This window comes from Streptomyces sp. NRRL F-5122 (assembly GCF_001507435.1).
Classification (GTDB): domain Bacteria; phylum Actinomycetota; class Actinomycetes; order Streptomycetales; family Streptomycetaceae; genus Streptomyces; species Streptomyces lannensis.
In genome coordinates this window covers 16,054-36,231 of the sequence record NZ_LMWH01000004.1, presented here as the reverse complement: position 1 = coordinate 36,231, position 20,178 = coordinate 16,054, and the positions used below count along the sequence as shown (strand labels likewise).

The window sequence follows — 20,178 nt, the reverse complement described above, 5'->3', positions numbered from 1 at the left end:
ATTCGTCGGGAGGGGACCCACGCGTGAACGGAACGAACGGACAGGCCTGCCCGGAGTGCGAGGCACCGAGGCGGCCGGACGGCACGCCGTCGTGCGGGTGCACCCGACGGGCGTCCGAGGCGATCCGGGACGCCCGTACCGCGGAGGCGGCAGCGGCGGAGGACTTCGATCCGCTGCGGATCCGGCCGTATGTGGACCTGGGGGTCACCACGAGCGGGGCGCAGGCGGCCGCCGACGAGACCATGCAGCTCGCGGTCGTGCCGGAGGCGGCCGGCGCGGCACCGGAGGGCGCGGAGCGGCCGGACACCGCACTGCCCGACGCCTCCGCGACGCCCGCCGCGTCCGGCGCCCCGGACGAGACCATGCAGCTCGCGGCCGTGGCGCAGGACGGTTCCCGGGCCGACGGGACCGGCCGGCCGGACGAGACCGTGCAGCTCGGCGCTCTGCCCGCCGGGGCAGGCCGGGCCGAGGACCGTCCCGCCGCCCCGCCGGACGCCGCCCCGGCCCGCCGCGGGCGCCGGCGGCGCACGGTGGTGCTGGCGGCCGGCGCGGCCGTCGCAACGGTCGTGGCGGCCGCCGGGCTGGCCAGTGGGCTCTTCTCCTACGACTCACCGGAGCGGAACGGCGCGCTGCCCGAGGACGTACGGGCGAGCGTGCCGGAGGAGGCCTCGCCGGACTCCGCGTCCGCGTCGACGTCCACGGCGTCCGCCCCCGTCGCCCCGGCGAGCCCGTCCCCCTCGCCGAGCACCAGCACCAGCACCTCGCCTCCGGCCTCGCCCAGCACGACGCCGAGCGCGACCGTCTCCACCACTGCGAGCCCGTCGGCGACGACCGGGCAGGCCTTCGACTCCCCGCCGCCGACGCCCGGCGACGACGGGGACGACAACCCTTCGCAGGAGTCCCTGCGGCACGGCGACAAGGGCTCGGACGTCACCGAGCTCCAGCTCCGGCTGCGCCAGGTCAACCTCTACTTCGGCCCGGCGAACGGCCGGTACGGCAACCAGGTGGAGAACGCGGTGCGCACGTACCAGTTCATGCGCGGCATCACGCAGGACGAGCACGGTGTGTACGGGCCGGCCACGAGGGCGAAGCTGGAGTCGGAGACGTCCCGGCCCTGACGCCTGCGGCCGGGAACCCCCGGTCAGCCGATGTGCAGCCGGATCCGGCCGTCCGCCGTCGCCTCGACGCGCACCTGCGTGAGGTCCCGGACCAGCACATCGGGGCCGTGGGCCCCGGCCCGGGGGCCGACGCCGACGACCCGCATCCCGGCGGCGCGCCCCGCGGCGATGCCCGCGCCGGAGTCCTCGAAGACGAGGCAGTCCTCGGGGGCTACCCCCAGTTCGGCCGCGCCCTTCAGAAAACCCTCGGGGTCGGGCTTGCTGGCACCCACGCACTCGGCGGTGATCCGCACATCGGGCAGCTTCAGGCCCGCGGCGCCCATGCGCCCGGTGGACAGCGCCACGTCCGCGGACGTCACCAGGGCGTGCGGCAGTCCGTCGAGGGAGGCGAGGAACGCGGCCGCGCCCGGAACCTCGACCACGCCGTCCAGGTCGGCGGTCTCCTCCGCGAGCATGCGGGCGTTGTCGGCGAGGTTCTGCTCCATGGGGCGGTCCGGCAGCAGAACGGCCATCGAGGCGTGGCCCTGGCGCCCGTGCACGACCTTCAGCACCTCGTCGCCGTCGAGCCCGTGCCGATCGGCCCAGCGCCGCCAGCACCGCTCCACGACGGCGTCGGAGTTGACGAGGGTGCCGTCCATGTCGAGCAGCAGGGCGCGGGCGGTGAGAACGGTCGTGGCCGTCATCGGCATGTCTCCAGTGCGCGGGGGGGAAGGGGCCGGCTGGCGACCTCCGGGGACAAGGCGGCCCCGCCCGCCGGTCAGGGGAAGCGGACGGGAGCCACTTTGTTCCTTCACGATACAAAACAGCTCCCTGCCCCGCCACCGTGCCCGACCTGCACCGAAGGCTCCACGACCCGCACGGACACCAACAGGACATCCGGCGGACACCGCAAGGGCACCCGGACGGCCGCACGCCCCGGACGCGCGTCCACACACACGTCCCCGCACCGCGACCGTCAGGCCGCCACGACCTCGTACAGGCTCCAGGCCCCGAGGACCAGCATCAACAGCGCCGCGATCTTCGTGATCAGCTTCAGCGGCACCCTCTTCATCAGCGCCTTGCCGCCGACGATGCCGAGGCCCGCGACCGCCCACAGGGCGAGGACCGCACCGAGGCCCACCGAGAGCGGGTCGTCGTAGCGGGCCGCGAGGTTGGCCGTCATGATCTGGGTGAGATCACCGAACTCGGCGATCAGGATGAGCATGAAGCCCGCCGTCGACACCTTCCAGAAGCTCTGGTTCTCGGGTCGGCGGATCTCCTCGTCGCCGTCGTCCTTCTTCAGCAGCAGCACGGCGGCGCCACCGAGGAAGAGCAGACCGGTGATCCCGTGCACGATCTGCTGCGGCAGCAGGGTCAGCAGGCTGCCCGCCGCCACGGCCAGCACGACGTGCAGCAGGAAGGCGGCGGCGACACCGGCGAACACGTACGAGGCGCGGTAGCGGGTGCCGAGGACGAGCCCGGCAAGGGCCGTCTTGTCCGGCAGTTCGGCCAGGAAGACGACGCCGAAGACGAGCGCCAGGACGGTGATGCTGATCAAGATTCCTCAATCGGTCGGGGCTGCCCCACCGAGAGTGCTGTGACTGCTGGACACCTCGGCACGGCAGCACACGGATCACCCGTGCCGTAGGGCACGGACGTGCACTGCATGCCGAAGGTCTCGCTGGCCGATCCCACGAAAGGATCCGCCTCCGGGCGCCGGCTCAGGCGGGCTGAGCAGTATGTCGACGGTCCGGCGAAGAGCTACTCCCCTTCTGCGCCGTCCATCGTACGCGACCTCGGGGGATCCTCCCCGGGGCCGTAAGTCATGTCACACGCCTTGATATGTCATGCACGCGTCACTAACTTCTCACCGAACGCACGCCTGCCCGCAACGACCCCCCACGAGCATTCCTTCGCCCGCACCTCAATGCCCCTACCCCACAAGGGAGTTCGCATGCATAAGGTCTACGCGCGTCGACACCTCGGCATAGTCGCGGCCCTCACCGGACTCATAGCTTCCGTCGGACTCTTCAACGGTCCGACCGCCTCCGCAGCCCTCCCCACGCCCGTCAGCGCCGCCACCGCCCGCAGCTACCTCTCCTCGCTCACCGTGGCGACCGAGAACCGCACGGGCTACAACCGCGATCTGTTCCCGACGTGGATCACGATCAGCGGTGCCTGCAACACCCGCGAGTACATCCTCAAGCGGGACGGCTCCAACGTCGTCACCGACTCCTCCTGCGTCGCCACCAGCGGCAGCTGGTACTCCCCGTACGACGGCGCCACCTGGAGCGCCGCCTCCGACGTCGACATCGACCACCTGGTCCCGCTCGCCGAGGCGTGGGACTCCGGCGCGAGCAAGTGGACGACCGCCCAGCGTCAGGCCTTCGCCAACGACGTCACCCGTCCGCAGCTGCTCGCCGTCACCGACAACGTCAACCAGGCCAAGGGCGACCAGGACCCGGCCACCTGGATGCCGTCCCGCACGGCGTACCGCTGCACGTACGTCCGTGCCTGGGTGCAGGTGAAGTACTACTACAACCTCTCCGTCGACTCCGCCGAGAAGAGTGCGCTCCAGAGCTACCTCTCGGGCTGCTGACGCAGGGCCACTCCCGGCCCCCCTCCGTCGTTCCGTACCGTACGGGGCGACGGAGGAGGGGATCACCGTGGTGAGACTGTGTCTGGGACCGCTGCTGAGGTACGTGGACGGCTCGTCGGCGACCGTCTGGGTCGAGGCCAGCCGTCCGTGCACCGCGCAGGTGCGCTGCCCGTCGGGTGCCGGCGGGAGGGCCCGCACCTTCCAGGTCGCCGGGCACCACTACGCGATCGTGCCGGTCACCGGGCTGACGCCGGGCACGACGGAGACCTACGAGGTGCTGCTGGACGACACACCCGTGTGGCCGCAGCCCGAGTCGCCCTACCCGCCCTCCACCATCCGCACGTCCGACCCCGAGGTCGTCCGTGTCACCTTCGGCTCCTGCCGCCTGGCCGCACCTCCCCAAGGCCGTCGGGACCCGGTGGGCCCCGACGCCCTCGACACGATGGCGGCGCGGCTCGCCGCCGATCCGGACGCCGAACGGCCCGATGTGCTGCTGCTGTTGGGCGACCAGGTGTACGCGGACGAGACGTCCCGCGCGGTCCGTGGCCGGATCGACTCGCGTCGCGGCCTCACCGACCCCCCAGGCGTCCAGGTGGCGGACTACGAGGAGTACACCTGGCTCTACCACGAGTCCTGGCTGGACCCGGAGATCCGCTGGCTGCTGTCGACCGTGCCCAGCTGCATGATCTTCGACGACCACGACATCATCGACGACTGGAACACCAGCGCGTCCTGGGTGGCCGACATGCGCGCCACGGCCTGGTGGCGCGAACGGCTGCTGAGCGGCCTGATGGCGTACTGGGTACACCAGCACCTGGGCAATCTGTCCCCGGCGGAACTGGCCGCCGACCCGGTCTACGCGGCCGTCCGCGAGACCCCCGACGGCACGGACGTCCTGCGCGCGTACGCCGCCCGGGCCGACATCCGTCCCGACACGGTCCGCTGGAGCTACCACCGCGACTTCGGCCGAATACGCGTGGTGATGGTGGACACCCGGGCGGCCCGCGTCCTCGACGAGGGCGGCCGGGCGATGCTGGACCCCGCGGAGGCCGACTGGCTGCGCGAGCAGGTGCTCGGCACCCGGGACACCTGCGACCACCTCCTGATCGGCACCTCGCTGCCCTGGCTGCTCCCACACCTCGTGCACGACGCCGAGGCCTGGAGCGCCGCTCTGTGTCGCGGCGAGCGCGGTTCCCGCTGGGCCCGCTTCGGTGAACGGCTGCGCCGGACCGCCGACCTGGAGCACTGGGCGGCGTTCCCGGAGTCGTTCGAAGCACTGGCCGCCCTCGTCGCCGAGGCGGGCAGCGGGCAGGGCGCGCCGGCGAGTGTGTACGTGCTGTCCGGCGACGTGCATCACGCGTATGTGGCCGAACCGGAGTGGCCGGGTGCGGCACCCGACGCCCGGGTCCTGCAACTGACCTGCTCCCCCGTCCACAACTCCGTCCCGCTGTCCATGAAGCTCGGCTTCCGCTTCGGCTGGAGCGGGCTCGGACGCGCCCTCGGCCGCCGTGTCGCCCGGCACGGGCGGGGAGCGCGCCCCACTCTCGACTGGCGCCGCGCGGGCGGCCCGTGGTTCGGCAACCAGCTCATGACGCTGACGCTGCGCGGCCGTTCCGCCTCCCTGCGGGTGGACCGGGCACGCCCGGACAGGACCGGAAAGGCGCGGCTCACGACCGTGGAGGAGTCGTCCTTGACCGTCTCATGAAGGACATCCGGGGCGTGTGGGACGCGCGTTGGCTTCCGCGGCCCACGCAGGCATGATGAGGCGGACCGTCCGCCGCACGCGGGCGGATCTGTCGCCCTGCGCCCCCCACACGCCCGGGAGTCACCCGTTTTGTCTGCCGCGACCGTGGAATCCGTGCCCGTCTCCGTCGCCGTCGTCGGCGCGGGACCACGGGGCACGAGCATTCTGGAACGCCTCTGCGCCTCCGCCCCGGAACTCCTTCCGCCCGGCACGCGGCTGACCGTGCACGTCGTCGACCCCGCGCCGCCGGGGCCGGGCCGGGTCTGGCGCACCGCGCAGTCCCCGGAGCTGCTGATGAACACGGTGGCCTGCCAGGTGACGTTGTTCACCGACGAGAGCGTGGAGTGCGCGGGACCGATCCGGCCCGGGCCGAGCCTGTACGAGTGGGCGCGGGACGGCGCGGACGGGCGCGGACGTCCGGGCGACGGCGAAACGGGGTGGGCCGAGGGCGGGTTGGGGCCGGACGACTACCCGGCCCGCGCCCAGTACGGGCGTTACCTGGAGTGGGTGTTCGCCCGGGTGGTTCAGGGGGCGCCGGACTCGCTCCGGGTCGAGGTGCACACGGCCCGAGCGTCACGTCTCACCGAGTCGCCCGACGGCCACCAGGTCCTCGCCCTGTCCGACGGCCGCACCCTCGCCGGTCTGTCCGCAGTGGTTCTCGCCCAGGGCCACCTCCCCTCGATCGACGGTCCCGACCGCCGCCGGCTCGCCGCGCACGCGGCCCGCTACGGTCTGCGCCACATCCCTCCCGCCAACCCGGCGGACGTCGACCTCTCCCCGCTCGCACCCGGCGAACCGGTTCTGCTGCGCGGTCTGGGTCTCAACTTCTTCGACCACGCCGCCCTGCTGACGACCGGCCGCGGCGGCCGCTTCGTCCCTACTCCCCGAGGGCTGCGCTACCGGCCCTCGGGCCGTGAGCCGCGCCTGTACGCCGGCTCCCGCCGGGGTGTCCCGTACCAGGCGCGCGGCGACAACGCGAAGGGGCCCCACGGCCGCCATGCCCCGCTGCTGCTGACCGACGAGGTGATAGCCAGGTTCCGTAAGCGGGCGGACTCCGGGGAGGCACCGGATTTCCGGGCGGAGATATGGCCGTTGGTGGCGAAGGAGGTGGAAACGGTCTACTACGAGGCGCTGTTGGGCCGCAGGCAGGCCGAACGCGCCGGTTTCCGGGACCGTTTCCTCGCCACCGATCCCGACGGGCCCGAGGAGAGCCGTGTCCTGGACGAGTTCGGCATACCGCGTGCCGACCGCTGGTGCTGGGACCGTGTCTCCCGCCCCTACACGGGACGGACCTTCCGCTCCCCCGCCGCCTGGCGCGGCTGGCTGCTCGGCCACCTCCGCGAGGACGCGGCTCAAGCCGCGCTCGGCAATGTCGAGGGCCCGCTCAAGGCCGCCCTGGACGTACTGCGCGACCTGCGCAACGAACTGCGGCTGATCGTCGACCACGCCGGCCTGTCCGGCGACTCCCGCCGGGACGATCTGGACGGCTGGTACACCCCCCTCAACGCGTTCCTGTCCATCGGTCCGCCCCGGCGGCGCATCGAGGAGATGGCGGCGCTGATGGAAGCGGGCGTGCTGGACGTGCTGGGCCCGGGTCTGGAGGTGCGGGCCGAGCCCGGTGCCTGGGTCGCCCGCTCGGCCTCGGTCCCCGGTTCGACCGTATGCGTCCGTACGCTCGTCGAGGCGCGGCTGCCCGAGCCCGACCTGCGGCACACCGCCGACGAACTCCTCGGTGGGCTCTTCCGCGCGGGGGGATGCCGTCCGCACACGGTGGACGGGTACGAGACCGGGGGGGTGGATGTGACACCGCGCCCCTATCACCTGATCGACCGTCAAGGCGTCGCACACCCAAGGCGGTTCGCCTTCGGGGTGCCGACCGAGGGCGTGCACTGGGTGACCGCGGCGGGCGCCCGCCCGGGGGTGGATTCGGTCACCCTGTCCGACGCCGACGCGGTGGCGCGCGCGGTCCTGCGCGCGACGGCACCGAGGACGGGTCCACGAGCCGCCCGGCCGCACGGCGGACTCGCACGTGTCGACTAGTCTCCCGCTCGCCCCGCCCGACGGCGCCGATTGCGCCGGGGCGGCGGCATGCCGATCCGCTTCGGCCCGGGTCTCCCCGGACGTCGGGTTCGTGGCGGCGACCGGTGCCTCTCGGCGCTCGCCGTGCAGTGTCCCCGGGAGCCGGGCGATGACCGGACGCCTGCGGCTTCGGGGAGCATAGGCCGGTCGGCAGGTTCGGCTCGGCGCGGGCGGGACGGTTCTCCCGCGACGCGAGTTCCTCCCCCCGTCGCCTCGGGCGGACCGTGGGCCGCCCTCACCAGCCCCTGGTGCATCGGCCGTCACAGCCAGGCGTACGCTGTACGGCTGTCGAAGGCCGCTTCCTGCCGCTCCCCAGCGAGACTGCGGCACGCAGTTGCCTCTGGGGAGTCATACGGGGAGTTCGGGTGTTGGAGAGTATGGGGTCGTTGGCCGACAGCCCCTGGATCTATCCAGCGGTGGCCGCGTCGGTCCTGCTGGACGTGTTCGTGCCCCTCCTGCCGAGCGGCGTCCTGGTCATCGCCGCGGCGACCGCCGCCGCGGCCGGATCGGCCGTGGGACACGCACCCGACATCCTCGGTCTCGTCCTGTGCGCGGCGACGGCCTCCGTCCTCGGCGACCTGGTGGCCTACCGTCTGGCCTGGCGCGGCGGCGAACGCCTGGACCGTGCCATCGCCCGCTCGCGCCGGCTGACCCGCGCGCAGGAACGTCTCGGAACGGCGCTCGCCCGCGGCGGCGGCGCGCTGGTGATCCTCGCCCGGTTCGCACCCGCCGGCCGCTCGGTCGTCTCCCTCGGCGCGGGCGCGGCCCATCGCCGCGCCCGCGACTTCGTTCCCTGGTCGGCGCTCGCCGGTGTCGCCTGGGCCGCCTACAGCGTGGCTCTCGGCTACTTCGGCGGCCAGTGGCTGGGCGCGACCTGGCTTGCGACGGCCGTCTCCGTGGGAGCCCTGTTCGCCGCGGGCGCGGGCGCTGCCTGTCTCATGCGCCGCCCGGCACCTCGGAAGTAGCCTCCCGGGACCGGCCCCGCACCTCCAGTCCGGCGAGCAGTTCCGCGGTGGCGGCGGCGATCACGTCCACCGCGTGGTCGAAGACCTCGCGGTTGTGGGCGGCCGGGGCGCGGAACCCGGAGATCTTGCGCACGAACTGGAGCGCTGCGGCGCGGATCTCCTCCTCCGTGGCGTCCTCGGGGATGGCGGGCGGGCGGAGCGTCTTGATGCTGCGGCACATGGGTCCAGTGTGGCCCCATCGGGCGGCACGGGCCCGCCCTCCCGGACACAAGGGGGGAATATCCTCGTCGGCCGCCCGATTGTGCACCGTGTGACCACTGTGGACATCCTCTATGTGGGCGGTCCCACCGCCGTCGTCGAACTGGGCGGTGTACGCCTGCTCACCGATCCCACCTTCGACGCACCGGGCGAGTACCCCATCGGCTCGCGCAGCCTGGTGAAGACGGTCGGTCCCGCAGTCCGGGCCGCGGAGATCGGCCCGGTCGACGCCGTCCTCCTCTCGCACGACCAGCACCCGGACAATCTGGACGCCGCGGGTCGGCGTTACCTGGCCGAGGCGCCGCTGACGCTGTCCACGCCGTCGGCGTACGAGCGTGTCGGCGCGCCGGTGCGGGCCCTGTCCTCCTGGGAGCGCCTGGAACTCCCCCGCCCCGGTGGCGGGGTGCTGCGTGTGACCGCCGTGCCCGCGCTGCACGGGCCCGAGGGCAGCGAGCCTGTCGTCGGTGAGGTCACCGGCTTCGTACTGTCCGGCGAGGGCCTGCCCACGGTGTACGTCAGCGGGGACAACGCCTCCCTCGACGTCGTCCGCGGCATCGCCGACCGCTTCGGCCCTTTCGACGTGGCCGTGCTGTTCGCTGGTGCCGCCCGCACCCCGCTCGTCCCGGACGCGCCGCTCACACTGACCAGCGAGGCGGCCGTGGAGGCGACCCGGATCCTCGGGGCCCGGCAGGTGGTTCCGCTGCACTTCGAGCACTGGGCCCACTTCACCGAGGGCGGCGCCACACTCACCAAGGCGTTCGCGGACGCGGGCCTGTCGGACCGGCTGCACCTGCTGGTACCGGGCTCCTCGGTGCGGCTGTGAGCGATCCCCAAGCATTTCCTTGGAGATGGGCAAGTTTCCCCGAGGATTGACTGGATTCCAGGCCCTTGTGATCCTCGCCGAGGGGCCCCGGCCGCGGGGGCACAGGGCGAGGAGCGGGGACGGAACATGGCGAACGACGACCTCACAGTGGCGGTCCTGGGCCCGGGCGGTGTCGGGGGGCTGCTGGCCGCACTGCTGGCTCGCACCGGCCACCGGGTGGTCTGCCTTGCGGGCGACAAGACCGTACAGGCACTGCGCGAGAACGGCATCCGCGTCAGCAGTGGCCGCTACGGCCCGTTCACCGCGCGGGTGGAGGCGGACACCCGGCTGCGGGAGCCCGCCGACGTCGTGTTCGTCACGGTGAAGCACACCGCGCTCGACGCCGCGCTGGAGCGTGTGCCGGCGAACGAGCTCGCCGAGGACGCCCTGGTCGTACCGCTGTTGAACGGTGTGGAACACCCGGCGGTACTGCGCGAGCGCTATGGGGCCGGGCGCCTGGCCCCCGCGGTGATCCGCGTCGAGTCGACGCGGATCGCGCCCGGGGTGATCGAGCACGACAGCCCGTTCGTGGAGATCGATCTGACCGGCGAGAGCGTGGCCCGGGGACGACTCGACCGGCTGACCGGGGCTTTGGAATGGGCGGGGGTGCGGGTGCGCGTCCTGGACGGTGAGGCGGCCGCCCTGTGGGCGAAGATGGTCTTCCTCGCGCCGTTCGCGCTGCTGACGACGCGTTACGGGGTGCCCCTGGGCGAGGTCCGCACCCGGTACCGCGAGGAGCTGGCAGCGCTGGTGGAGGAGACGACCGCGGTCGCCCTGGCCGCCGGCGCCGCCACGGACCCTGCGGTCGCCCTGGCCCGCTACGACCTGCTCCCGGCGGAGATGAAGTCGTCGATGCAGCGTGACGCCGAGGCCGGACGAGCACTCGAACTGGACGCGATCGGCGGCGCATTGCTGCGTGCGGCCGAACGGCACGGGGTGGCGGCGCCGGTGGCGAACCGGCTGGTGCGGGAGCTGCGCTGGTCCTTCCTCGACGCGTGAGGGCCGGGGCGGCACGACCGAAGTCCCCGTCCGGGAGCCTGGGTCGGCGTCCCGCAGTCCCAAGTGCCGTCAGAGCGCGGTGTTGTGCCGGGTGACGGTGTCGGCGAAGGCATGGGCCGACGGGGACAGGGTGTCCCACCGGCGGACCGCCCAGCCGACGGTGAGGGGCGGCAGTTCGGGCACCGGGACGAACCTGAGTCCCGGCCGCTCGTCGGCGCGCCAGCCGGGCAGATCGGGCACGACCGCGTGGCCGACGCCGAGTTCGGCGAGCAGGATGGCGGTGTCCCAGTCGGCGACGCTCGTGTCGGAGGAGGCCGCCGGTATCCCCAACTCGGCGCAGGAGGCCTCGAGCTGTGCGCGGGAGGTGGACCCCTCGGGCAGCCCGATCAGCCGCAGCCCGGCCAGATCGACCGCCTCCACCCGCTCCCGACCGGCGAGTTCGTCGTCCACCGGCACCGCGAGCACCCAGGGAAGCCGGACCACGGGCCGCTGCTCGACGCCGCGCACGGGCGATCCGAGGGTCACCCAGGCGAGGTCGAGACCGGGCTCGCGGAGCGCGTCGAAGCAGCCGCGGCTCGAACTCTCGGTCCGGAACTCCAGGCTGACCCGGGGGTGCAGCCCGCGGAACTCGGCCACGGCGGCCGCCATGAAGTGCCGCACGGTGACACTGCCGGTGGCTATCCGTACGACGCCGCCGTCGCCCCCGGCGATCTCCGCCAGTCTGCGCAGCGCGAGATCGAGGCCGGACATCCCCTCCTCGGCCGCCTGCCGGAGCACACGTCCGGCGCGCGTCGGCACGACTCCGCGCGACTGCCGCTCCACGAGGCCGACCCCCACCTCGCGCTCCAGCCGCCGTACGTGCTGACTGACGGCGGACTGGGTGCACCCCAGCTCCCGGGCCGCGGCGCTGAGGCTTCCGGCCCGGCAGACGGCGACGAAGACACGCAGATCATCGAGGGTCACGGGCATCAAGGTAGCCGCCCGGCGGACTCAACCGCCGGGCGGCTGCCGCCAGGTCAGACCGCGTGGGTCTTGGCCAGCAGCTCCAGGATCTCGGCCGTCGTGCCCGTCTCGCCGAGACGCGGGAAGATCCGCTCGACGCTGCCGCGGTGGGCCTCGGGGTCGGCGTCGGCCATCGCGTCGGTGGCGAGCGTGACGTGGTAGCCGTGCTCGTACGCGGCCCGTGCGGTGGACTCGACGCCGATGCTGGTGGCGATGCCGGTCAGCACGATCTGGGTGACACCGCGGCGGCGCAGCTGGACGTCGAGACCGGTGCCGTGGAAGGCACCCCAGTTGCGCTTGGTGACCTGGATGTCGCCCGGGTGACCGGACAGTTCGTCGACGACCAGGTCCCAGCCCTCGGGGAAGGAACGCGCGCCGCGCTGCTGCTCGGTGCGGCCGGGGACGGCGTCGGAGCCGTCGGCGGCGAAGGAGACCCGGACGAGGACGACCGGAAGGTCCCGAGCCCGGAAGGCGTCGGCGAGTTCGGCGGTGCGGGCCACCACCTCGGGGCCGCTGTGGGGCTGGACGGGCATGGCCGCGATGCCGTTCTGGAGGTCGATCACGACCAGGGCGGTACGCGGGTCGAGGGTGGTGAGAGCCATGGCTCAGGCCTTTCGGAAGCCGGGGGTGGAAGAGGAGGGGGAACGATCCGGCGGAGCGAGCCGTACAGGCGGTACGGGTCTCGCCGCCGTCGACGGGGCCGGTTCGGGCTGCCCTGCCGTTTCGGCGCCCCGGACGGGGAGCGCCGCGGCGGCGCCCGGGGCTCCGAGGTACATGAGGGTCCGCGGCGACTCGGCGGCGGACATCGGGTTCCGTACGGAATCCACGAACATCGGGGCGGCCGGGCGACGGGCGCAGCGACCTGCCCGGGCCGCACGCCGGGAGTCGGCGGCCACGGGGACGAGCTTCGGTATCACGGCCGGGTGAGCCGTTCCATCAAGGCGAGCGCCTCGAGGACCGTCTGGCGCTCCTCCTCCGTGTAACGGTCCTGAAGAGTGCGGGCGAGCCATTCCTGACGGGCCTGCCGGTCGCCCTCGACGCGCTCACGGCCCGCATCGCTGAGGGTGACGAGCTGACGGCGGCCGTCGTCGGGGTCGGCGCTGCGGCGGATCAGGCCGAGCTGTTCGAGGACGGCGAGGGTGGCGGCCATCGACTGGGGACGGACGCCCTCGGCGGACGCCAGGGCACTGGCCGTGGCGGCACCGCCCTTGCTGATCAGGGTGAGCGCGGACACCTGGGAGGGCGTGAGGCCCTCCTCCCCTGCGACCTCCCGCATGCGCCGGCGCAGTCGGCTGAACACGACCCGCAGGTCACGCGCCGCACGAGCGGCGGACGCGGAGACGCCCTCGATGTTCTGCTCCATGGGCCCTCACGCTAATTCCCTCAGCCAGAACTGTCCAGTTCCGCCTGAACAGCCTGACCTGAGGAGTACCGGACGAGAACCCGAACAGGGGGCGCGAGGCGCCTGAGGGGCGCTCAAAGAGGGGGTAATCGCAGGTCAGCGCGCTGGCTCAACCGTTCGAGTGAACCGCAGGAAGCGACTCGCATCCCAAAATCGAACAGGCGTAGCATTGCGGCGTGGCTGCGACCTATGACTTTCCGAGTGACCTCCTCGCCGGTCAGGAGGAGCTGCATCAGGTCCGGGCGGAGCTCCTGGCCCTCCTCAAGCGACTTCCCTGGTCGGTGGAGCCACTGGACGGATTCAGCGACGACACCGGCTGGCGCAAGGTGGAGCGCCCCGCTTCCCCGGGCTGGACCGAGGACGAGCAGGCCGAGGTGGAGAAGCTCCGGCAGCGCGAGCGGGAACTCGCGGTCTTCGTCTCCTGCCACCGCTTCTGGGCGGACGTGACCGCCGAGGAGACGGTGGAGGCGCGGATGCGGCTGAAGCACGCGCACGCTGAACCGTCACGGGAGACCTGACCGCGCCGACACCGAGACCCCGGCCGCGCGCGGCCGGGGTCCTCGCATGGAGCGAACCGACCGACGCCGCCGTGCTGGCGACCCGACACGAGGGTGGCCCGTCGCACCCGGCGGACCCGCACCCATGCCGGTCCCGTACGACACCCGGGCGGCCTCATGGACCGGGCGCCAGCGGTCGATCGGCCCTGGCAAGGCCGCCGTTCGACGGAGAGAGGGTCCCCGCCGGCAGCGCAGCCACGGGACGGGGACGTAGCCGCGGCCACCCCGGCATCGGCACGCGGGCCCCAACGTCACCAACGGGGCGCCACGCGTTCCGCGTCGAGCGTGCGCATCCGCACGACCGCCCGTCAGCCACTCACTTCGCCGCCGCCGCGCACCTGTACACGGAGGCTTCCGGGACCGGGCCACGTCGACGAAACCGGTTCACGGTGGAAGTGCCGAAGAACTCGACGCCGGTCACATGGACTTGACCAACAAGGCCCGGACCGCGCGCCTACCGGTGACGGCCGTCAGTCGAGGTCGACCTCGAAGGTGGAGGTGGTTCCGTCCTCCTCGGTCAGGGTGACCGGCCCGAAGGTGATGATCGCCATCGAGTTGGCGCCCGGCCCTCGATAGAAGCCCTTCGCCTTCGAGATCCTGACCGCCAGAGCCACCAGGGTCGCGGCCGCCTTCTCGTCGGCCTCGACCTCCGGTTGTGTGAGAGCGGCGTGGCCGTGGGCCTCGGCCCAGTCACGGACACCACGGGCGTCCTTGCTCATGTGGGGCAGGATGCTCTTGTTGGCCCATGCCCACAGCCACGACCCGGCGGAAGGGCTGAAGCTGCCGAGGATCTGTGCCGGAGCCGTCGCGGTCCTGTCCGGGAACGTCCAGGTGATGACGCCGGTCGTCTGGTCGAGTCCCCAGCGGTCTGCCGAGCCGAGCCCCCAGGACCTGTGCGCCCCGGCCAGTTGGTCGATCATGTCCTCGCCCTGCAGAAGCAGTGTGCCCAGTTCGGCCTGAGCCAGGTCCCGGCCGACACCCCCCGGCCTGTTTGCCCGCTTGAACAGTCCCATGGGCCGCTGTCTGCCAGAGGCCCTTCCCGCTCCCACCGGCCGCCATGGCGGACGAACGCCGTCCGCCGCGATGACGCACCGTCTGGCGCTCCGCCGCTCACAGCGCAACCGGCCCCGGACGGCTCGCGTCCATTGCGGCTGATGGGCCGGGTTCGCCGCGAGGAGGCTTCCGTGATCTCTCTGGTGTTCCTGATGGCCGTGGGCCTGGTGGTCGCGGTCATCGGGGGTGTGGTCGCTCTCGGCCTGCTCGCGGCCGTTCTGGGGGGGGAGGTCACTGCTGCGGGCGAAGATGCGGGGCCCCGTCCGGGCATTCCGGACACCATCCGACGGCACTCGGGACGCAAACGCTTACCTTGACTCCGGGGGCATATGACGACGTACCGGGCCAGGGAGGGCGGCGGGATGGATGTGCTGTTCGACGCGGAGACGTTCGCTCCGAACGAGCGCGCGGTCGCATACAAGGCGGCTTGTTCCGCGGCGACGGCTCCGCACACCGTGCGGTTCCTGACACCCGCCGAGCAGATTCGCGCACGCATCAGCGCCGTCGTTCTGGATGCGGACGTCACTCTGCTCCGGGACGAGACATCGGGCGTCGTGCACAAGCGCGAGGGCCGGCAGTTGCACTCCGAGGGGCGCGACTACGTCCTGCTGGGTCTGCACGAAGGCGGCTCCGGCTGGTACGAGCACCCCGCCGCGGTACGGCCGTTGCACAGCAACGAGCTGTTCCTGATCGACACGAACGGGCAGTACCGCACGCATCGGTCCCGATACGGCGGGGCCCGCCTTCTCCAGATCGACCGGGCACGGCTCGGGGTGTCCGTGGAAACCGTTCGCCGTGCGGACAACCGGCTGGCCGGCAGCCCTCTGTACGGGATCATGCGCGACCATCTGGTGTCCCTGTCCTCCCGCGCCTCGGACATCACCGACCGGGCCGCCCTCGCCGCCCTCGCCGAGGCCACCGCGCACCTCGTCCGCGGGTTGCTGACGACGGCCGTCACCGAACAGGGGCGCCAGGTCCGGGAGACCATGCAGGACCACTTGCTGGACAGGATCCGCCTGTACGTGCGCCTGCACGCGTGCGACCCCGGGCTCGGCGCCGCCCGGATCGCCACAGAGCATGCTATTTCCGTACGGAAGCTCTTCCAGTTGTGGCAGTCCCAACCGGTGCCGCTCGCCGAGACGATCATGCAGTTGCGGCTGGATGCCGGGCAGCGACGCCTGACGGCACAACCCCACCTGCCCGTCGCCGCGATCGCGCACGCCTGCGGTTTCACCAGCCCCTCACACTTCGCACGGCGCTTTCGCGAGGCCTTCGGATGCACACCCGTCCAGTGGCGTCAACGCTCCTGCGCGCACCCCTGACCTGCATCGTGCACGCCCGGACCACATGCCTGCGCACACAGGACATCCATCTTCGTGCCGCCGGTGCGAGAGTCGTTGTCGTCAGCACACAGGTGACACCGGGGCGTCCGGGGTCGGCGGCCCGGCATACAGCCAGAGGCCTCAGGCGATCCCGATCGCACGGATCGTCACCCGAGAAGAACAGGGAAGACGCATGTCCGAGCAGAACACGCCGACCGCTCCCGTCCTGGAACCGGCCGCCGCGGACTTCGCCGCCGCCACGGCCAACCCGCCCTATCTGTTCGACCTTGGGCCCGTCGAAGGCCGCAAGACCGTTGACGAGGTGCAGTCCGGCGAGATCGAGAAGCCGGTGGTCGACGAGGAGTGGATCACGGTGTCCGGCGGCCCCACGGGCACCGTCCGGGCGCGCATCGTCAAGCCGGCCGGCACCACGGGCACGCTGCCGGTCATCGTCTACATCCACGGTGCCGGCTGGGTCTTCGGCAATGCCCACACCCACGACCGCCTGGTCCGTGAACTCGCCGTCGGCGCGAAGGCCGCCGTGGTCTTCCCCGAGTACGACCTCTCGCCCGAGGCACGCTACCCGGTCGCCATCGAGCAGAACTGGACCGTCGCGAAGTGGGTCGTGGAGCAGGGCGCGACCAAGGACCTGGACGCCACCCGGATCGCGGTGGCCGGTGACTCCGTCGGCGGCAACATGACCGCGGCCCTCACCCTGATGGCGAAGGAGCGCGGCGGCCTCCCGCTGCTCCAGCAGGTGCTGTTCTACCCGGTGACCGACGCGAGCTTCGACACCGCTTCCTACCACCAGTTCGCCGAGGGCTACTTCCTGCGCCGCGACGCCATGCAGTGGTTCTGGGACCAGTACACGACGGACGAGGCCCAGCGCGCCGAGATCACCGCCTCGCCGCTGCGCGCGACCGTCGAGCAGCTCGGGGGACTGCCGCCGGCCCTGGTGATCACCGGCGAGGCCGACGTCCTGCGCGACGAGGGCGAGGCGTACGCGAACAAGCTCCGCGAGGCCGGTGTCCCGGTCACCGCGGTCCGCTACCAGGGCATCATCCACGACTTCGTCATGCTCAACGCCCTGCGGGGGACGCACGCCGCCGAGGCCGCCATCACCCAGGCCGTCACGGTCCTGCGGCGGGCCCTGAACACGGACTGAACTCCACCCACGGCGGTGGCCGGAGCCCGGTGCACCGAGTTCGGCCATCGCCGTCCGCCGCACCGGCCGGATCACGGCGTTGACACGCTGCTCGGCAGCGCACACGTTCCCCGTCCGATCGCGCCGCCGTCCGCGCGACGGTGATCGCCGCCACGACCCCTCATCGGATCCGCAGCGCGGGCCCCGAATTGATGGCCCGCGATCGGCGCGGCAGGGCTCCGACCGGCCGGCGGCGGCCGTGGATCCGGCGACCGCTCTTCTCCGCGGCCCGACTCCATGGACAGCGTGCCCTTGATCCGTCATGCTGCCTCGGCGGTGGGGGCCACCGCCGAGCGCATGATGCCAGGGGTGGGGATCGATGGGGCAATCGCAGGTCGCAGCCGTGCCGCCGGAGCGGATCCGTTACCGGCTGACGCCGCTCCAGCGTCTGCTGCCCGTACTGCCGGGCGTCCTCGTCATCATGGGCGCCCCGGTCCTGATGTGGTTGGACGGAGGACCGCTCGATCCGGTACTCGTCTCGATGCTGATCGCCTGGGGTGTCCTGGTGCCCCTGCTTCTGATCACCTCGCGGCCCTTCGGGATCACTCTCACTCCGTCGGCGGCCGTTGTGCACAACCTCCGCCGCCGGACCATCCCATGGTCGAACGTCCAAGCCATCCAGGTCGATTCGCTCTTCGGGAGCCGGACCGTCGTGCTCTACGAAGCGGGCGGCCGCCGCACCCGCCTGCGGGCGCCGATCACCGGATTCCCCAGCGTGGATCGCAGATTCGAGGAGAAGTTCCACACGATCGGCCGTTGGTGGCTGGATCACCGCGGCCCGGACTGGGTACCGGTCCCGCCGCCGACCGTGCACTGGGGTGGCCCCCCGGCGCCCGACGGGAACCCCTACGCCCCACCGGCGTAGTCATGGCCGTATCCCAGGAGGGGCGCGCTTCACTTGCGATCGTCCGGCACCCGCCCGAGCGCGTGATCGCATCCCGCGCCCGCGTTCTGCCCTCCGTGTCACGTGCCACGGCGCACGACGGACCGGTGACGCACCGGGAAGCGGTGCGCGGGGGTGAACTGGTCCTCCGGCACCCCGCTCCTCGTCAGTCCCCGTTCGTCCTGGCGCAATCGGGGCACAGCCACAGGACACAGCCACAGGACCGCGTCCGACGGGCTCCCTCGGTGCGAGCTGCAGGGTGATGTGACCACAGACGGCTGCTCGGCTGACCGCGATCGGCTCATGGACAGCCCGGTCAAGATCGGGCAGGATCGGCGGATGTCGAGGTGGGAACGGCCGGTGGTCGTCGCCGTATGCGGATCGCCGGGAGCCGGAAAGACCACCGTCGCCCGCGCGACGGCGCGCCGCCTCTGTGTGCCGTTCCTGACGCGGGACGACATCAAGGCCGGCCTTGGGTTGTCCTCCGCTTCTGTCGACAAGGACGGCGGGGTTCGGCCCGACCCGGATTTCCACATCGCCGGCGGTCCGTTGAGCCTCCGCGCCGAGACCGTGATGGTCGACGCATCCCGACTGCTCGCCTCCTCGGGGGTGAGCTTCGTCGTGGAGTCCTCCGTGTTGTCGCACACGCTGCTGGATGCGCTACTCGCATGTGACGCCCGAGTGCTCGCCGTTCACGTCGTAGCCCGCGAATCGGTCGTCGCGGAGCGCCTCCGCATCCGGGCGGCCGCAGGCGGGGCAGTCGACCGACAGCTTTTGTCCCAGTTCCAGCGGGGCGAAATGAAGCGGTCGATCTTCGACCCGCCGAGCGGAGCCGATGCCGTCGTCGAAGTCGACACCTCGGATGACCGTGAACCGGACATCGAACCCATCGAGGCGGCGGTCGTCGCCCTGATCCGGTGACCGGGTGCCGCTCAAGGGTTGCCGGTGACATCGGTCCGACGAGAGGGCAGGGAGATGGGCGTTCTCGTCTCCATCCGGGGCTGGCTGTAGTGCGACGAGCAGCAACTCTGGATCCGTGACAACCCGGCCGACAGACCACCGACTTGACCATCTGGCTGAATAGCACTGACCTGCCGGCTACTGGTTGTCGACTTGGGCCGAGTCCGGCGGACATAACCTGCCGTGCTCCGATCCCATGGCCGCCCGGCCGTTGTGTACCGCAGCCGTTGATCCAACGCCTCTGACGGCACTTACGCTCCCGTCATTCGACGGGCTCCGTACGCGTGATGCCGTCGCATCGAGCGTCTGCTACACAGACCGCCTCTTGTGGCGCGTGCCGAGGCTTCAGAAGGCCCCCGCGACAAGGACGAAACCCCGGAGCCGGCCGCCCCGGTCACGACGCGTTCGGCCGCGTCTCGGCATCGTCCGTCTCCGGACCGGGCACACGCGGCGGGCGTCAGCCCGTCGCGGCGACCGCGACTGCGCTCTCGGCGAGGTGGCGAGCGGCCGCGTCGGTACGCGCGACGTCATGGGTCACCAAACGGTCCTGGCACAATCCGCGCAGACCGGAGGCGAGCAGCGTGGCGGCTGCCCGCGCCTGCTGCGGCGGATGCCCCAGCCGGACGTAAGCGGCGGCGATCGGTCGCAACATGGCCTCGATGCTGTCGGCACCGAAGCTCCCGTACTGCTCCGGATCGGTGGCGGCCAGGCTGAGCAGCTGGAGCAGCATGCGGATCACCCCGGACTGCTCCCCGACGGTGATCGCCTCCCACAGGTCGTGGACCGCCTTGCCCAGACCGGCGGGGTCGTGGACGTCGTCGAACATCGCGTGGATGTCGGGACGACTGGCGGCCAGCACCTGGGCCAGCAGGTTCTCGCGGCTGCCGAAGTAGTACAGAAGCATGCGCTTGGTGGTGCCGATGGCCTCGGCGAGCGGGCTCAGCGACATCTGTGCAAGACCGTGGTGCTGGAGGTGGCACACAACCTGTTCCAGCAGTTCGGCGCGTTTTTCGGCGTTGACGGGGCGAGGCACGACTTTGACTGTACCGATCGGTACGCGTATGGTCCACCCGACGTAGATGTGCCGATCGGTACATTAACGGAACGCCGCAAGGGCCACGGCCACTTGCGAGTATCGGAGAGGGGCACCATGGAGCTCGCCGCACCGCGATTGACGTTCGCGATCCACAGG

At 71.9% G+C, this 20,178-nt stretch carries 21 protein-coding genes; 13 read left to right on the top strand and 8 right to left on the bottom strand.

Features of this window, described 5'->3' with window-relative positions:
• Nucleotides 1-23: 23 nt before the first annotated feature.
• Entirely contained in the window at nt 24-1,118 is a 1,095-nt protein-coding gene (locus ADL25_RS02365; RefSeq protein WP_059125900.1) for a peptidoglycan-binding domain-containing protein, read from the top strand.
• A gap of 23 nt (nt 1,119-1,141) precedes the next feature.
• Here ADL25_RS02365 and ADL25_RS02360 read toward each other — a convergent pair whose 3' ends face one another.
• Complete coding sequence (locus ADL25_RS02360; protein ID WP_059125899.1) at nt 1,142-1,807, bottom strand: HAD-IA family hydrolase; 666 nt, start codon at nt 1,805-1,807, stop codon at nt 1,142-1,144.
• A gap of 266 nt (nt 1,808-2,073) precedes the next feature.
• Nucleotides 2,074-2,655 carry a TMEM165/GDT1 family protein gene (locus tag ADL25_RS02355; RefSeq protein WP_059125898.1) on the bottom strand — a complete coding sequence of 194 codons (582 nt, stop codon included), beginning with the start codon at nt 2,653-2,655 and terminating at the stop codon, nt 2,074-2,076.
• Nucleotides 2,656-3,051: 396 nt separating this feature from the next.
• Between ADL25_RS02355 and ADL25_RS02350 the strand changes: the two genes are divergently transcribed.
• The 4 genes from ADL25_RS02350 (at nt 3,052) to ADL25_RS02335 (ending at nt 8,484) form a co-directional block, all read left to right on the top strand.
• On the top strand, nt 3,052-3,696 hold the full coding sequence (locus ADL25_RS02350; protein ID WP_059125897.1) for an HNH endonuclease family protein: 645 nt from the start codon (nt 3,052-3,054) through the stop codon (nt 3,694-3,696).
• 67 nt (nt 3,697-3,763) lie between these two features.
• A complete protein-coding gene (locus ADL25_RS02345) occupies nt 3,764-5,401 on the top strand; it encodes an alkaline phosphatase D family protein (RefSeq protein ID WP_059125896.1) in 1,638 nt (545 codons plus the stop codon).
• Nucleotides 5,402-5,530: 129 nt separating this feature from the next.
• The gene (locus tag ADL25_RS02340; protein ID WP_059125895.1) at nt 5,531-7,480 is read left to right on the top strand and encodes an FAD/NAD(P)-binding protein; all 1,950 of its coding nucleotides are present in this window, start codon (nt 5,531-5,533) and stop codon (nt 7,478-7,480) included.
• Nucleotides 7,481-7,884: 404 nt separating this feature from the next.
• On the top strand, nt 7,885-8,484 hold the full coding sequence (locus tag ADL25_RS02335) for a DedA family protein (protein WP_059125894.1): 600 nt from the start codon (nt 7,885-7,887) through the stop codon (nt 8,482-8,484).
• On the opposite strand, the gene ADL25_RS02330 is transcribed toward ADL25_RS02335, so the two are convergent.
• On the bottom strand, nt 8,456-8,704 hold the full coding sequence (locus ADL25_RS02330; RefSeq protein ID WP_059125893.1) for a DUF2277 domain-containing protein: 249 nt from the start codon (nt 8,702-8,704) through the stop codon (nt 8,456-8,458). The genes ADL25_RS02335 and ADL25_RS02330 overlap by 29 nt on opposite strands.
• A gap of 99 nt (nt 8,705-8,803) precedes the next feature.
• On the opposite strand from ADL25_RS02330, the gene ADL25_RS02325 reads away from it, so the two are divergent.
• Both ADL25_RS02325 and ADL25_RS02320 read left to right on the top strand, forming a co-directional pair.
• Nucleotides 8,804-9,565, top strand: a complete 762-nt coding sequence (locus tag ADL25_RS02325; protein WP_059126049.1) for an MBL fold metallo-hydrolase — start codon at nt 8,804-8,806, stop codon at nt 9,563-9,565.
• Nucleotides 9,566-9,691: 126 nt separating this feature from the next.
• Nucleotides 9,692-10,603 carry a ketopantoate reductase family protein gene (locus tag ADL25_RS02320; protein WP_059125892.1) on the top strand — a complete coding sequence of 304 codons (912 nt, stop codon included), beginning with the start codon at nt 9,692-9,694 and terminating at the stop codon, nt 10,601-10,603.
• A 69-nt stretch (nt 10,604-10,672) separates the two neighbouring features.
• Here the strand turns inward: ADL25_RS02320 and ADL25_RS02315 are convergent, their stop codons facing one another.
• The 3 genes from ADL25_RS02315 to ADL25_RS02305 form a co-directional block, all read right to left on the bottom strand.
• Entirely contained in the window at nt 10,673-11,566 is an 894-nt protein-coding gene (locus ADL25_RS02315) for a LysR family transcriptional regulator (RefSeq protein ID WP_059126048.1), read from the bottom strand.
• 53 nt (nt 11,567-11,619) lie between these two features.
• A complete protein-coding gene (locus tag ADL25_RS02310) occupies nt 11,620-12,207 on the bottom strand; it encodes a hydrolase (RefSeq protein ID WP_059125891.1) in 588 nt (195 codons plus the stop codon).
• Between the two features lie 311 nt (nt 12,208-12,518).
• Nucleotides 12,519-12,968 (bottom strand): MarR family winged helix-turn-helix transcriptional regulator, encoded by a 450-nt coding sequence (locus ADL25_RS02305; protein WP_059125890.1) that lies wholly within the window; start codon nt 12,966-12,968, stop codon nt 12,519-12,521.
• 215 nt (nt 12,969-13,183) lie between these two features.
• Between ADL25_RS02305 and ADL25_RS02300 the strand changes: the two genes are divergently transcribed.
• Nucleotides 13,184-13,525, top strand: coding sequence for a hypothetical protein (locus tag ADL25_RS02300; RefSeq protein ID WP_059125889.1), 342 nt, complete (start codon nt 13,184-13,186; stop codon nt 13,523-13,525).
• A 509-nt stretch (nt 13,526-14,034) separates the two neighbouring features.
• On the opposite strand, the gene ADL25_RS02295 is transcribed toward ADL25_RS02300, so the two are convergent.
• Nucleotides 14,035-14,577 carry a DUF6882 domain-containing protein gene (locus tag ADL25_RS02295; RefSeq protein WP_079050126.1) on the bottom strand — a complete coding sequence of 181 codons (543 nt, stop codon included), beginning with the start codon at nt 14,575-14,577 and terminating at the stop codon, nt 14,035-14,037.
• Nucleotides 14,578-14,748: 171 nt separating this feature from the next.
• Between ADL25_RS02295 and ADL25_RS02290 the strand changes: the two genes are divergently transcribed.
• The 5 genes from ADL25_RS02290 (at nt 14,749) to ADL25_RS02270 (ending at nt 18,947) form a co-directional block, all read left to right on the top strand.
• Entirely contained in the window at nt 14,749-14,934 is a 186-nt protein-coding gene (locus ADL25_RS02290) for a hypothetical protein (protein WP_059125888.1), read from the top strand.
• Nucleotides 14,935-14,979: 45 nt separating this feature from the next.
• A complete protein-coding gene (locus tag ADL25_RS02285; protein ID WP_059125887.1) occupies nt 14,980-15,939 on the top strand; it encodes a helix-turn-helix transcriptional regulator in 960 nt (319 codons plus the stop codon).
• 193 nt (nt 15,940-16,132) lie between these two features.
• Complete coding sequence (locus ADL25_RS02280; protein ID WP_059125886.1) at nt 16,133-17,104, top strand: alpha/beta hydrolase; 972 nt, start codon at nt 16,133-16,135, stop codon at nt 17,102-17,104.
• A 358-nt stretch (nt 17,105-17,462) separates the two neighbouring features.
• Nucleotides 17,463-18,008, top strand: a complete 546-nt coding sequence (locus tag ADL25_RS02275; protein ID WP_059125885.1) for a hypothetical protein — start codon at nt 17,463-17,465, stop codon at nt 18,006-18,008.
• Nucleotides 18,009-18,365: 357 nt separating this feature from the next.
• Nucleotides 18,366-18,947 (top strand): AAA family ATPase, encoded by a 582-nt coding sequence (locus ADL25_RS02270; RefSeq protein ID WP_159044862.1) that lies wholly within the window; start codon nt 18,366-18,368, stop codon nt 18,945-18,947.
• Between the two features lie 496 nt (nt 18,948-19,443).
• Here ADL25_RS02270 and ADL25_RS02265 read toward each other — a convergent pair whose 3' ends face one another.
• Nucleotides 19,444-20,019: a TetR/AcrR family transcriptional regulator gene (locus ADL25_RS02265; RefSeq protein ID WP_059125883.1), complete on the bottom strand. Its 576-nt coding sequence runs from the start codon at nt 20,017-20,019 to the stop codon at nt 19,444-19,446.
• Nucleotides 20,020-20,178: the final 159 nt, after the last annotated feature.

What these genes read in the sequence shown, in the direction of transcription:
- ADL25_RS02360 (WP_059125899.1), bottom strand. Translation starts at nt 1,807, where the DNA reads ATGCCGATGACGGCCACGACCGTTCTCACCGCCCGCGCCCTGCTGCTC.
- ADL25_RS02350 (WP_059125897.1), top strand. Translation starts at nt 3,052, where the DNA reads ATGCATAAGGTCTACGCGCGTCGACACCTCGGCATAGTCGCGGCCCTC.
- ADL25_RS02330 (WP_059125893.1), bottom strand. Translation starts at nt 8,704, where the DNA reads ATGTGCCGCAGCATCAAGACGCTCCGCCCGCCCGCCATCCCCGAGGAC.
- ADL25_RS02320 (WP_059125892.1), top strand. Translation starts at nt 9,692, where the DNA reads ATGGCGAACGACGACCTCACAGTGGCGGTCCTGGGCCCGGGCGGTGTC.
- ADL25_RS02310 (WP_059125891.1), bottom strand. Translation starts at nt 12,207, where the DNA reads ATGGCTCTCACCACCCTCGACCCGCGTACCGCCCTGGTCGTGATCGAC.
- ADL25_RS02305 (WP_059125890.1), bottom strand. Translation starts at nt 12,968, where the DNA reads ATGGAGCAGAACATCGAGGGCGTCTCCGCGTCCGCCGCTCGTGCGGCG.
- ADL25_RS02295 (WP_079050126.1), bottom strand. Translation starts at nt 14,577, where the DNA reads ATGGGACTGTTCAAGCGGGCAAACAGGCCGGGGGGTGTCGGCCGGGAC.
- ADL25_RS02285 (WP_059125887.1), top strand. Translation starts at nt 14,980, where the DNA reads ATGGATGTGCTGTTCGACGCGGAGACGTTCGCTCCGAACGAGCGCGCG.
- ADL25_RS02280 (WP_059125886.1), top strand. Translation starts at nt 16,133, where the DNA reads ATGTCCGAGCAGAACACGCCGACCGCTCCCGTCCTGGAACCGGCCGCC.
- ADL25_RS02275 (WP_059125885.1), top strand. Translation starts at nt 17,463, where the DNA reads ATGGGGCAATCGCAGGTCGCAGCCGTGCCGCCGGAGCGGATCCGTTAC.
- ADL25_RS02270 (WP_159044862.1), top strand. Translation starts at nt 18,366, where the DNA reads ATGTCGAGGTGGGAACGGCCGGTGGTCGTCGCCGTATGCGGATCGCCG.